This is a genomic window from Devosia sp. (assembly GCF_014860165.1).
Lineage (GTDB): Bacteria > Pseudomonadota > Alphaproteobacteria > Rhizobiales > Devosiaceae > Devosia.
Genome location: NZ_JACZKG010000040.1, coordinates 11,781 through 24,632 on the forward strand (window position 1 = coordinate 11,781; position 12,852 = coordinate 24,632).

The 12,852-nt window shown below is 63.8% G+C and carries 9 protein-coding genes; all 9 read right to left on the bottom strand.

The window, feature by feature from the left end; genetic code table 11:
* Nucleotides 1-9: 9 nt before the first annotated feature.
* The 9 genes from IH615_RS09170 to IH615_RS09210 all read right to left on the bottom strand — a co-directional run bounded on the left by IH615_RS09170 (nucleotide 10) and on the right by IH615_RS09210 (nucleotide 12,716).
* Nucleotides 10-1,779, bottom strand: a complete 1,770-nt coding sequence (locus tag IH615_RS09170) for an ABC transporter ATP-binding protein (protein ID WP_291361563.1) — start codon at nucleotides 1,777-1,779, stop codon at nucleotides 10-12.
* Nucleotides 1,772-4,909, bottom strand: a complete 3,138-nt coding sequence (locus tag IH615_RS09175; RefSeq protein WP_291361564.1) for a multidrug efflux RND transporter permease subunit — start codon at nucleotides 4,907-4,909, stop codon at nucleotides 1,772-1,774. The genes IH615_RS09170 and IH615_RS09175 overlap by 8 nt, the downstream gene beginning before the upstream one ends.
* A gap of 16 nt (nucleotides 4,910-4,925) precedes the next feature.
* Nucleotides 4,926-6,107: an efflux RND transporter periplasmic adaptor subunit gene (locus IH615_RS09180; RefSeq protein WP_291361566.1), complete on the bottom strand. Its 1,182-nt coding sequence runs from the start codon at nucleotides 6,105-6,107 to the stop codon at nucleotides 4,926-4,928.
* Between the two features lie 29 nt (nucleotides 6,108-6,136).
* The gene (locus tag IH615_RS09185) at nucleotides 6,137-7,510 is read right to left on the bottom strand and encodes an efflux transporter outer membrane subunit (RefSeq protein ID WP_291361567.1); all 1,374 of its coding nucleotides are present in this window, start codon (nucleotides 7,508-7,510) and stop codon (nucleotides 6,137-6,139) included.
* A 415-nt stretch (nucleotides 7,511-7,925) separates the two neighbouring features.
* Entirely contained in the window at nucleotides 7,926-8,711 is a 786-nt protein-coding gene (locus tag IH615_RS09190) for a TIM barrel protein (RefSeq protein WP_291361568.1), read from the bottom strand.
* On the bottom strand, nucleotides 8,708-9,628 hold the full coding sequence (locus IH615_RS09195; protein WP_291361569.1) for a sugar phosphate isomerase/epimerase: 921 nt from the start codon (nucleotides 9,626-9,628) through the stop codon (nucleotides 8,708-8,710). Before IH615_RS09195 ends, IH615_RS09190 begins: the two co-directional genes overlap by 4 nt.
* A gap of 40 nt (nucleotides 9,629-9,668) precedes the next feature.
* Nucleotides 9,669-10,499: a carbohydrate ABC transporter permease gene (locus tag IH615_RS09200; protein ID WP_291361570.1), complete on the bottom strand. Its 831-nt coding sequence runs from the start codon at nucleotides 10,497-10,499 to the stop codon at nucleotides 9,669-9,671.
* Nucleotides 10,499-11,398 (bottom strand): sugar ABC transporter permease, encoded by a 900-nt coding sequence (locus tag IH615_RS09205; RefSeq protein WP_291361571.1) that lies wholly within the window; start codon nucleotides 11,396-11,398, stop codon nucleotides 10,499-10,501. Before IH615_RS09205 ends, IH615_RS09200 begins: the two co-directional genes overlap by 1 nt.
* A gap of 67 nt (nucleotides 11,399-11,465) precedes the next feature.
* Nucleotides 11,466-12,716, bottom strand: a complete 1,251-nt coding sequence (locus tag IH615_RS09210; protein WP_291361572.1) for an extracellular solute-binding protein — start codon at nucleotides 12,714-12,716, stop codon at nucleotides 11,466-11,468.
* Nucleotides 12,717-12,852 lie beyond the last annotated feature (136 nt).

The following is a 12,852-nucleotide window of genomic DNA, read 5'->3' on the forward strand; positions in this document are numbered from 1 at the left end:
CAATGCCTATCATCCGATCGTTGCCAGGCGGCTATAGCGGCCACCTGCGACGAGCAGGGCATCATGGGTACCGATCTCGACGATGCGACCCTCGTCGAGCACCACGATCTGGTCGGCATGACGCACGGTGGACAGCCGATGGGCGATGGACACGACCGTTCTGGTGCTAGAGCCTTGCAGCGCAGCAGCCAGGGCCTTTTCGGTCTCCGGATCGAGCGCGCTGGTGGCTTCGTCCAATAGCAGGATCTTGGGGTCGCGCAGAACGGTGCGGGCCAGCGACAGGCGCTGGCGCTCCCCGCCCGAAAATTGATAGCCGCGCTCGCCCACAGGGGTGCCTATGCCATTGGGCAGGGCCGCGACCGTTGCGGTCAGTTGCGCCAGTTCGATTGCGTCTGCCAGTTCGGAATTGGAGGCCTCCGGTTTGGCGAAGCGCAGGTTTTCCTCGATGCTCGCATTAAGCAGGAACGGGTCCTGCGTCACCACACCCAGCACATGGGACAATGTCTCGAAGCTGAGGTTGCGAATGTCCGTACCGTCGAAGCAGACGCGGCCCTGATCGGGGTCATAGAGGCGCGCCATGAGATAGCCGAGTGTGCTTTTGCCCGAGCCCGTGGTGCCGACAATGGCGGTGTGGCTGCCTGCTGGAATGTGCAGGTTGATGTCGTGCAGGGTCGGCCGGTCCGCTTCCCGATAGGAAAAGGAAACGCCCTCGAAGGCGACATCGCCACGGAACCTGCCGAGGTCGATCACCGTCGGTTTTTGCGACTGGACCACCAGGGGCTCGGTGTCGAGATAGCCAAAGACGCGCGTCAACAGCGCCCGCGCCTTCGACAGTTCGACCCGCGCTTCGAACAGTTCGAGCATCGGCCACAGCAATTGCTCCTGCAGGGCGATGAGTGCCACCAGCGTGCCGATGGAAGCGCCCACGCCTTGGGCCAGCAGCAGCCCGCCAATCAGGAAGGTCAGCGCCGGCAGGATGTCGAGCGCGAACATGACGATGGCGATTTCCCAGTGACCGGCCGTGTGCGAGCGCAGTTCGAGCCTGGCCACATCGGCCGAGGTCTGGCGGAAGAGGTGCACAAGATGACGGGCGCGGCCCATGGTGCCAGCAAGGATGAAGCCGCCGGTCGAGAGCGACTCGGTGACTGTTGCCGACATATCGGCGATGCGGTCCTGCTGCTCGAAGGTGATGCGTTCGCGGAGGGCCGCGACGCGATTGTTCAGCCATACCAGCACCGGCATGAACACCAGAGAAGCCAGAGCCAGCCGCCAGTCGAGCAGGATCATGGCCACGATGGTGGTCAGCACGATGCTGACATTGCGGGCGAAATCGGAGGCCGTATCGGTGAACAGGGCCTGCAACCCGGCAATGTCGCTCGACATGCGCGACTGCACTTCGCCGGTGCGGGCGGTGGCGAAGAAGGCCAGTGAGAGCGATTGCAGGTGCTGGTACAGCGCGACCCGCAATTCGTGCATGACCTGCTGGCCAATGTGGGTCGATACATGGGACTGGAACAGGCTGGCGATAGCCGACAGTACTGCGACGCCGATGAGGCCGCCGCAAAGCAGCAGCAGCAGTCCAACATTGCTGGCGGGAAGCGCATCGTCGATCACGCTGCGGACCAGAAACGGCGCGGTGGCGCCGGCGGCGCCGGCCACAATGATGAGTGCAAGGACAATGAGCAGCGCCTTGCCATGCGGACGGAACAGCCCCAACACGCGGCGCAGGGGCGCGTGCTGGGTAGCGGAATCCTCATAGTCCTCGTAGGGATCATGCATGATCGGAACCCGTTGACGTTGGCGTGACTATCGGGGCCAGCGAGACTTTCTTGCGACCGAAAATCGACATCACCACGTAGTAGAAGACCGGGACGAAGAGCAGGGCGAAGAGCGTTGCGGCGATGACGCCGCCGAGCACACCGGTACCCAGGGCCTTCTGTGTTTCCGCGCTGGCCCCGTGGGCATGGACGAGTGGCAGGACGCCCAGCGCGAAGGCCAGCGAGGTCATGACGATCGGCCTGATGCGCAGCCGTCCGGCTTCGACGATGGCGTCGCGCAGGGTCCAGCCTTCGGTGAGCTTGGCCTTGGCGAATTCGACAATCAGGATGGCGTTCTTGGCGGAGAGGCCGATCACCGTGATCAGGCCCACTTTGAAGAAGACGTCATTGGACTGTCCGCCCAGTTGCACCGCCGCGACCGAACCGATAATGCCGAGCGGCACCACCAGCAGCACCGAGATGGGCACCGTCCAGCTCTCATAGAGCGCGGCGAGCACCAGGAAGACGACGAGCATGGAGAGCGCCATGAGCAATGGCATCTGCGCGCCGGAATCGCGCTCCTGCAGCGATTCGCCCGTCCATTCGATACCGAACCCTTCCGGCAATTGCCGCACCAGCCGCTCGACCTCGGCCATGGCATCGCCGCTGGCCACGCCCTTTGCCCCTTCGCCCCCCAGATCGACCGACAGATAGCCGTTATGGCGCGAGATTTGACGGGGCGAACTGTTCCACCTGGCCGTCACCACTTCACCCAGGGCGACCATGCCGCCCTTGTCGTTACGCACGAAGAGCTTGAGCACGTCATCGACCTGCATGCGATAGCGCGCATCGGCCTGGACGATGACCTGCTGCAACTTGCCGGCATTGGAGAACTCTCCCACATTGCTCGAACTGATCGCGGTGCCCAGCGTTTCGCTGATCGCCTGGAACGAGACACCGAGTGCCTGTGCCTTGTTGCGGTCGACCTCGAGCTCGACATTGGGGCCGTTGGGCAGGCTGTTCTGGTTGAGACTGGCGAGCTTGGGACTGCTTGCGGCGGCCTCGAGCAACTGCTTTTTCGCCGCCATGAGGGCTTCGAGCCCCTTGCCGCCGCGGTCCTGCAGCACGAAGCTGAAGCCCGCGCCGCCACCGAGTTCCTCTATGGCGCCCGGCAGAGAGACCTGGATCGAGCCTTCCGGCACGTCAGCCAGGGCCTCGGTCATGGCGGCAACTTCCTCGCTGGCGGGGAGGTCGGCGCGGTCTTTCCAATCCTTGAGCGTGACGTAAGCCGTGGCGGCATTGGCACCCGAACCCACGTCGCTGAAGCCATTGATCAGGAGGTTGTCCTGCGTGGCCTCGCGTTTGGTCACAGCAGCGTTGACCAGATCGGTCACCTTGGCGGTGCGTTCCTCGGTGGCGTCAGCCGGCAAGGCGACGGACACCGTGTAGTTGCCCTGGTCCTCGTCCGGGACGAACGCCGTGGGGATCAGCGGGAACCAGTAGATCAGGGCGCCGACCAGGACGACGTAAAGCGCCATCATGCGGCCGCCGCGCCGCAACAAGCCTGCGACGGTCTTGCCATAGCCGCGGGTAACCTTGTCGACACCCCGGTCGAACAGGGCAAATGGCGCCCACTTCCGATTTCCGTGCTGGACGGGCTTGAGCAGGTTGGCGCACAGCGCCGGCGTCAGCGTGAGAGCCAGGAAGGCCGAGAACAGGATGGACACGGCCATCGACAGGGTGAACTGCCGGTAGATCGCGCCCACCGAGCCACTGGCAAGGCCCATGGGAATGAACACCGCCACCAGCACCGCCGTGATGCCGATCACCGCGCCGGTGATCTCCTTCATGGCCTTGCGCGTCGCGTCCTTGGGCGAGAGTCCCTCACTCGCCATGATGCGCTCGACATTTTCCACGACCACGATGGCGTCATCGACGATGATGCCGATGGCCAGCACCATGCCGAACATGGTGAGCACATTGATGGAATAGCCGGCCAGGAACATCACCGCGAATGTACCGAGCAGGGCGACTGGCGCCACGATGGCGGGAATGATGGTGTAGCGGATATTCTGCAGGAAGAGGAACATCACCACGAAGACGAGGGCCATGGCCTCAAAGAGCGTGTAGATGACCTTTTCGATGGACACCTTGATGAACGGCGAGGTGTCGAACGGTAGGGCATAGGTCATGCCCTGCGGCATCGCGAGCTTGAGCTCGGCCAGGCGCGCCTTGATGGCGTTGGCAGTGGCCACGGCATTTGCCCCAGGCGACAGCTGGATGGCAGCGCCCGTCGCCTGGTTGCCGTTCTGCAGCATCGAGAACGAGCTGGTCTGGGCGCCGATTTCAACGCGCGCCACATCGCTCAACAGCACCGTGGCGCCGTTGCGCTCGCCCTTGACCACGAGCTTGCCGAATTCCTCGGGCGTCGAAAGCGTGCTGCGCACGGTAAGGGGCACGGTGACGGTCTGGCCGGGCACGGTGGGGCCTGCTCCCAATTGTCCCGGCGCGATCTGCAGGTTCTGCCCCTGGATGGCCGAGGTCACGTCGGCAATGCTCAGATTGAGCATTTCGAGTTTGAGCGGGTCGACCCATATGCGCATCGCCTTCTCGGTGCCGAAGGATTGCAGGCGCCCGACGCCTTTGACGCGCTTGAGCTCGGGCACGATGTATTTGGCGAGGTAATCCTCCAGATCGAGTGCGGACAGGCGATTGCCCTCGGAGGTCAGCGTCACGATGGCAAGAAAGCCCGCCGACGCCGATTCGACCGCCAGACCGCCCTGGCGGACGAGCGGCGGCAGCTGGGGTTCGACGCCCTTGAGGCGATTCTGCACATCCACCATGGCCAGCTCCGGATCGGTGCCCGGGGCAAAGGTCAGGGTGATGTTGGCGCTCCCCGTGCTATCGGCGCTCGAGCTGAAATAGAGCAGGTTCTTGACGCCTGTCAGCTCGCGTTCGATCGGGACGACCACGGTCTCATTGACGGTCTGGGCCGAGGCGCCCGAATAGCTGGCGAAGACGCTGACACTGGGCGGGGCAATGGAGGGAAATCGCGCAACGGGCAGCTGCGGAATGGCGATGATACCGAACAGCGTGATGAAAGCGGCTACGACCCACGCGAAGACGGGGCGATCGATGAAAAACTGAGGCATTTTCTGCTCGCTCCGGTCAGTCGTTTTGCGCGGGTGAAGCGGGTTCATCCGGTTTTGTGCCGAATTCGACGGTGCGCACCGCGCCCGGGGCTGCCAGTTTCTCCTGTCCCTCGACGACGATGCGATCTCCGGCCACCAGGCCGGCGCGGATGATGTATCTGCCCTCCACCAGTTCACCCAGCTGCACCGGCTTGGCTGCGGCATTGCTGGTGGCATCCACGACATAGACGCTGGGCACGCCGAGCGCGTCTCGCACTACGGCCTGCTGCGGCACGCTAACGGCATCGGGATAGATGCCACGCGGCACCCGGGCCCGCACATACATGCCCGGCAGCAGGCGACGATCGGCGTTTTCAGCCACGGCCCGCAGGCGCACATTGCCGGTGCCCTCATCGACGCTGATGTCGGAGAACAGAGCTCTGGCGGCGATGATATTATCGTCGCTGTCGCCGAGCAGAATTTCGATCGGGATAGCGCCGGCCTGCTGCAGGCCCCCGGTGCGCGCCATGGCCCGCAGATGCTCAAGCCGGGAGGCGGGCTGACGGATATCGATATGGACCTTGCCGATCTGCTGGATGGTGGCAAGGCTGGTGGCGCTCGTGGCTTCCGCCAGCGAGCCTTCTCCGGCCGTGGCGGCACCGATTTGCCCGTCGATGGGCGCCTTGACGGTGGCAAGCTCGAGCGACAGGCGCGCCTTTTTCAGCGCCGCCTCGGCCTGTGCGACGTCGGCCGCGGCCTGGGCGTGCTGCGAGGCAATCTGGTCATAGTTCTGGTCGCTGATATTGTTGCTCTGTCGCAGCACATCCGACCGGTCGAGTTCGGCAGCGGCCTGTGCGAGCACGGCATTCGATTTCTGCAACGCGGCCTCGGCGCTGGCTACATCGGCGGCAAACGACGCCGTGTCGATCTGGAACAGGGCCTGCCCCTGGGTGACGTAGCTGCCCTCTTCGAACGACCGGGCGATGATCAGACCGCTGACCTGCGGTCGGATTTCGGCGGTGCGAAAAGCCGATATCCGGCCGGGAAGTTCATCCCAGACCGTCACCGATCTTGCTTGCAGCGGCATCACCGTCACCAGGGGCGCCTGCGTCGCGGCCTCGGCACTTTCGGCGGCAGGAGGCTCTGACGAAGCAGAACATCCCGCGAGCAGCGTGGCGACGAGGATAGCGGAGAGAACGGGAGCAATGCGGACAAACATCGGGCGATCCAGCAATGGAGAGGGTGCGCTTACAGCGCCACTGAAGGGGATGGAGAGCCGCCGAGGGCGCGGAAGATCTGTACCTCGGCCAGCAATTGCTCTAGCCGGTTGGCGGCCAGCGCGCGCTCACCGGCGCGGCTGCGCTCCTGGGCGTCGAGCCAGATACGCAGGGCCACCGCTCCGGCGCGATAGCGTTCACCGGTCAGCCGATCGGCGGCCTGTGCCGCCTCAAGCGCCGCGCGCAGGCGACGGGACTTTTCATTGAGGGCGGTTCGGGCGCTCAGCGCGTTGCTGGTGTCGCTGAAGGCGGTCAGCAGGGACGCGCGGAACTCCGATACCGCGACCTGATAGTCCACCTCGGACACTTTCACCCGCAGCTCGCCATCCTTGAAATTGAGGAAAGGCAGCACCAGCCCGGCGCCGAGCGCCGCGACTGGATTGGCCAGGATGCCTAGAAGATCGGTGCTGCTGGTGCCAAGATCGCCGGTGAGGCTGATCTGCGGATAGAGGCTGGCGCGCGTATTGTCGACAGTGCGCAGGCTTGCCCGCAGGCGCAGCTCGGCGGCCCGCAGGTCTGGGCGGCGGGACAGCAGTTCAGCGGGCAGCCCAGCGGTGATCTGAACCGGCGTGCGCCGCGGCAGCAGCTGTGGCTCGGGGACGGGACTTGGCACGCCGTTGAGCAGCACGCCCAATGCATTGCGCAGCACCACGCGATTCTGCTCGAGGTCCGAGAGCTGGGCGGCCTGGCTTTCCACGGATTGGCGCACCTCCGCCAGTTCGAGCTCAGTCGCAGCGCCCACAGCGGCCTGGCTCTTGACCAGGCTCTCGACCTCCCGAGCGGCATCAAGGCCAGCCCGGGCAATCGCCAGGTCCTGATTGGTAAAGGCGAGGCGCCAATAGGCCTCGATCGTGGAGGCGATGATCGTGGTTCGCGCGCTTTCCACGTCCTCGATGGACGCCGCGGCCTGGAGCGCGGCGATATCCTGCCCGCTGGACAGCCGCCCCCACAGATCGAGCTCATAGGTGGCGCCCAATCCCAGGGTGAAACTATTGCTTGAAGTGCCCTCGGCCAGCACCATGCTGGTCTGCGCATTGCCGGTGCCGCTGAGCACCGGGATTTTGGCAGCCCCGGCCAGGTCGGCCTGCAACTGGGCTTTCCTGACCCGCAGCGTTGCCGCCAGGATATCATTGTTGTTCTGCAGCACCGCCTCGACCAGTAGATCGAGCTTGGGATCGCCAAAGCTGCGCCACCAGTTGGCCGCGGCCACCGGCGCGCTGATACCAGCACTATCCTGCAAGGCCGGCGCATTGGGCAGCGCGGGCCGCACATATTGCGCGGTGAGACTTGAGCAGCCTGCCAGAAGCACGGACGGAAGAAGGATCGCAACGCGGAACAAGGTCATGGGCCACACTGAGTGTGATGGAGGGCGCGGAACCGATCTTGGGTTCCTGCGCTACCCACCAGCCAAGTGTGCAGCCAATGTCGACGAATCGTGCAGATCGCGTGCAGATGATCACAGACGCCCAGCACGCTCCTGGGTAATCGCCGTCTGGTCAACGTCGTCGGTCAAACGTCCGCTTTCCCTTGGGTGGAACATCGAAAGCGGACCGACCGCAACCGGCCCCCTTCCGGCCATTCATCAGGATCCGGCCAGCGGCAAGAAAGGGGCCGTAAGTGGACAGGCAAGTTCTGGATGAGTTGAAGCGAAAGCGGACAAATTGCGGGCGGCCCCAGTCTCTGTCCGCTACTGGGCTGCCCCGATATTCAATTGAAGGGCGTGCTCGCCTGGAATGGCCGTCACAAGGCCGTCCATCGGCCTATCCCGGCGTCACAAGCAGGCGGCTGGCCTGGGCATGCAGCTCCCGGCTGTGGCCAAGCGGTATGGCTTCGATCCCGACAAAGCCGGTGTATCCCGCGTCGCCCAGCCAATGCAGTTCCTTTGCCCAGTCGACCGTTCCCGTGCCGAATTCGTGCCGCCCCGGCACGTCGGCGGCCTGAACATGGCCGATGAGATCCATGTTCGTTTCAATCGCCCAACCCAGGGGCTCGGCGTTGAGGATGGCGTGGTAGCGATCATAGAGGAAGGCAACGTCGGGACGACCAAGCCGGCGCAGCAGATCAAGGGCCGTCCGGGAATCCCGAACCAAGGCATTGGGGCCTTCGAACTGCCGGTTCACCACTTCGAGCAGCAGCGTCAGGCCGGAGCCGGCGATCGCTATCGCCGCTGCGTCGAGCGCTGCCATTAGGGCATGGTGCTGGATGGCCTCGTCCACGCCCTCGAGGCGATCGCCGGGCAGCACCACGAGATTGGGCGTGCCAAGATCGAGGGCGGCCGCAGCGGCACGCTGCACGCGCTCGACGAATTGGTCACGCGCTGCCGCATCGCCAAGCCGGCATTTGTCCCGCCAATCCTCCACGCAGAGCGTATGGAGCGCCGTGCCGGTATCACGCAGGGCGTTGCGCAACTCCGCCAGGGGCTTGGTCCACCAGTCCCAGATCTCGACCGCGTTGAAACCGCTGGCTGCGGCGGCACGAACCCGCTGGGGAAAATCCCCATCGTCTTCGGTGAAGGCGGTTTCGATGCAGACGCTGAACGCGATCATGCGCGATAGCGCGATACGACTGCCAGGCCCTCGCGCAGGGCAGCGACGGGATCGGCTGCGACATCGAGCTCGATCAGGGCGATGTCTCCACCGGGCGTGCGCGCCATGGCCGCGGACCAGCCGGCCCAGTCCACCACGCCCTTGCCGAAATCCGCCATGTAGCGCTGCTGCTGACCGTAGATGGTCGCGTCAATGATCAGGTGCCGCTCGATGGGACCGAGTGCGTCTTTCCAATGCGCCAGGGCAATGCGCTGATTGTGGCGGTCTGCCACGCGCACCGGATCGCCGCCGCCCAGGGCGATGTGGCAGGAGTCCGGGCAAAGCCAGACATAGCGCGGGTCAGTCAGCGCCATGAACAGATCGATGTCACGCTCATACCACAGCGTGCTGTTGGATTCGGTGTGCAGCGTCAGCTTGATGCCCTTCTGGGCGACCGCATCCCCCACGGCATGGGCAATGTCGGCCATGGCCTGCATGTAGCGGCCGTCGACAAACACCGGCGGCTGCTCGCCAAAGGTCTTGCGCATGGGCAGGCCGCAGACAAGGATTTCAGCGCCGAGCGCGGCCAGGACATCGGCACGGCGTTCAGCGTCGGCGACAATGGCGGGCAGGCCCGCATCACCATCCCACTTCGGACCATCGGCAACAAAGGCGCTGACAACGCTGATGCCTGCCGATTCCAGCGCCGCTTTGAAGGCGGCCACGCCGCCATAGGCCAGAAGGGCATTGTCGATGCTGCCCGGACCAAAGGTCAGTTCCAGCCCGGTGACACCTGTGCCGGACAGCGTCGCCAGCACCTTGTCCCAGAATGCGCGTGGGTGGGTTGCGCCCCAGGCCAGCGTCTCGTCAAACGTGCTCAGGCCCCAGAACGAAGGATCGTAGAAAGTGATGATGTCGGTCGCCACGGTGAACGGCATGAAAATCCCTTGCTGAGCCAGAGGGCTCGGTATGACGGGGCTATTTGATGCCGGTGCCGGCAATGCCCTGAACGAAGTATTTCTGCAGGAAGAGGAAGAGGATCAGCACGGGCAGCAACACCACGATGGCCCCGGCCAGCAGCAGCCCATAGTCGGTCGACTTGGCGCCCTGCGACGCCACGGCCAGGCCGACCGGCAGGGTGTAGGTGTCCTGGTTCTGCGCCACGATCAGCGGCCAGAGGAAGTAATTCCACGAATTTAGGAAGGTGATGATTGCCACCGTCGCCATTGCCGGGCCGACCAGGGGGAGAAATATCTTGAAGAAGATGGCGAACTCGCCGGCACCATCGATGCGGGCAGCCTCGAGCAATTCGGTGGGAACGGAATCGGCGAACTGGCGCATGATGAACACGCCAATCGGCATCACCGCCATCGGCAGCACGATCGCGGTCAGCGTATTGACCAGGCCCATCTGCACGATGATGAAGAACTGCGGCACGAACAGAGCGATATAGGGCACCATCATGGCCGTCAGCACGCAGGCGAACACCAACTTGTGGCCGGGGAATTCCAGCTTGGCCAAGGCATAGCCGGCCATGGTGGCGAACAACACGTTGGTGACCACGGTTGCCGACGACACAATCAGCGAATTGAGCATGTAGCGCCCGAACATGCGCTCGGCGAACAAGGCAATGAAGTTGCTGACATTGCCAAAATTCTGCGGCAGCCAGGCCCCGGGCGCGGACATAATCTCGGCCTGGGTCTTGAACGCACCGAACAAGACCCAGGCAAAGGGCAGCAGGGCAATCAGGGCGCCAAGGGTCAACAGACCGTAGAGGACGGCTGTGACGACAGGGTGGGGTTTGTCCATCAGCGGGCCCTCAGCAGGCGGAGTTGCAGGACGCCCAGGACCACGACAATGGCCAGCATGACGTAGGAACCGGCCATGGCGGGCGCGATATTGCCTTGCCCGAACTGTTCGTAGACCCAAAGGGCAACCGATTTGGTCGAGCTCAGCGGGCCGCCCTTGGTGAGCAGATAGGGCTCGTCGAAAATGTTCATGAACGAGACGGTCATCAGCACGGTCACCAGCAGCGTTGCCGGCTTGAGCAGGGGAAGCGTCATGGCCGTAAAACGTCGCCAGGCGGAAGCACCATCAATCTTGGCGGCCTCGTAGACGTCCACAGGAATGGCCTGCAGCCCGGCCAGGAACAGCACCATGCAGGTGCCGACATTGCGCCAGACGGCCAGCATGATGACGGTGGGCATCGCCATCCGTGGGTCGCCAAGCCAATTGGGGCCCGCCGTGCCGATCGAGGCGAGGATGGAGTTGACCGGCCCACTCAGCGTGAAGGCATATTGCCAGATCACGGCGGCCGCCACGATGTTGGTGATGACAGGCAGGAAGAAGGCGGCACGATAGGTGGCGCGCAGCTTGGTGATGCCATTGTTGAGCCCGATCGCCAAGGCCAGACCGATGATCATGGTCAGCGGCACGCCGATGACCACGAACAGCGCCGTGGTCCAGATCGACTTGAGGAAACCCGGATTGGTCAGCACGCGCGCAAATGTCTGGAACGAGACAAAATCAACATCCAGCGGGTGTCGGATGTCAGCAACGCCGATGTCGGTAAAGCTGTAGATCAGCGCCAGCACCGCTGGAATTGCCGTGAACAGCACGAAGATCGTCATGAACGGGGCGATGAAAAGCCAGGCCGTGCTGACGCGCTGGCGGCATGGCGCCTGCATCCAGGAAACGAAGCGAGACATGACGGGCTCCAGACAAGGACGGCAGCAAATGGCCCCGGAACGCGATGCCCCGGGGCCGTAAGGGAGATTAGTTGCCCAGGCCGGCGCCTTCGGCAAAGCTCTGAACGTCATCAAGCACGTCCTTGGCGCTGGCCTGACCGCGGGCCACCAGTTCCATCTGCTGGCCAAGATAGGTGCCAACCTGCGGCCAGGTGGCAACCTGCGGAATATCCACGGCCGTCTGCAGGGCTTCGCGCTCCGCATCGAGCAAAGGATTGGACGCGATGGATGGATCGTCCCATGCAGCCTTGACGGCGGGCAAGGCGCCAAAGGTCTTGTACCAGGCGATCTGGGTTGCAGGCTCGGTCAGGTAACGCGCTAGCTTCCAGGCGGCGTCAGGGTTCTTGGCATCCTTGAGCACGGCAACGCTGCCCGAGCCCAAGGCCGAGAAGCTGCCGTCCGGGCCGGCGGGCACCGGTGCTGTGGCAAGGTTGCTCTTCACCCAGTCGGCGCCATTGGCGTCGACCAGCCACTGCTCAAGCCAGGGGCCATTGTCCTTGGCGACAATCTGCCCGGAAGTGAACCACGGCACGGTGTCGAGGAATTTCGGGCCATCGGGCGAGGCAAAGCCCTCCGAGATCAGCGAGCCCCAGTATTCCAATGCAGCCACGTTCTCGGGGGAGTTGATGGTCCAGGCCGTCTGGTCAGCATTGATGAAGCTGCCACCGTTCTGGTGCACATATTCGTTCAGGCCCTGCGCATTGTAGATGTCATAGCCGACGTCGAGCGAAATCGGCCACTCGACACCCTGTTCCTTCATGGCAGCGGCAAAGGTCTTGAGCTCGTCCCAGGTCTTGGGCGCTTCAAGGCCGGCCTTGTCTGCCAGATCCTTGCGGTACTGGAAGATGGTGGCATAGGCGTCCCATGGCAGACCATAGGCGACGCCGCCCTTGACGGTGGTGTTGTAGGTGTTGGTGAAGAAGCTCTCGGGATCAACCAGGCCCGCTGGCACCTCGGCAAACGCCCCGGTGGCCAAGAGCCCGGACTGGCTCTGCGAATAGAGCCGCACCAAATCCGGCACGGTGCCGGCCGCGATGGCGGTCAGCAGCTTGGTATCGAACTGGTCGGACGGGATCTGGGTGACCTGGACATCAAGACCGGGGTTTGCCGCTTTGAAGTCGGCAAGAAACGCCGGCAGCTTTTCGCCTTCAGCGCCGCCAATCCAGACTTGCAGCGTCCCCGTGGCAGGCGTGTCGTCGATTGGGCTTTGGGCAAAGGCGAAAGGCGTTGCATAAGCGGTGGCCGCCAGAAGCGCTGCGGCAATCATCAGATGTTTCATGGGCGTGGTTCCTCTGGGACCCGTGAATGACAGCATTGCAGGTCCTTCCACACGCCGCTTCCCGTCAGCACCGGTTAGACCACTCAGGTTTGGCAATCGATTGCCAACGCGCTAACGATGGCATATGCTGATTTGG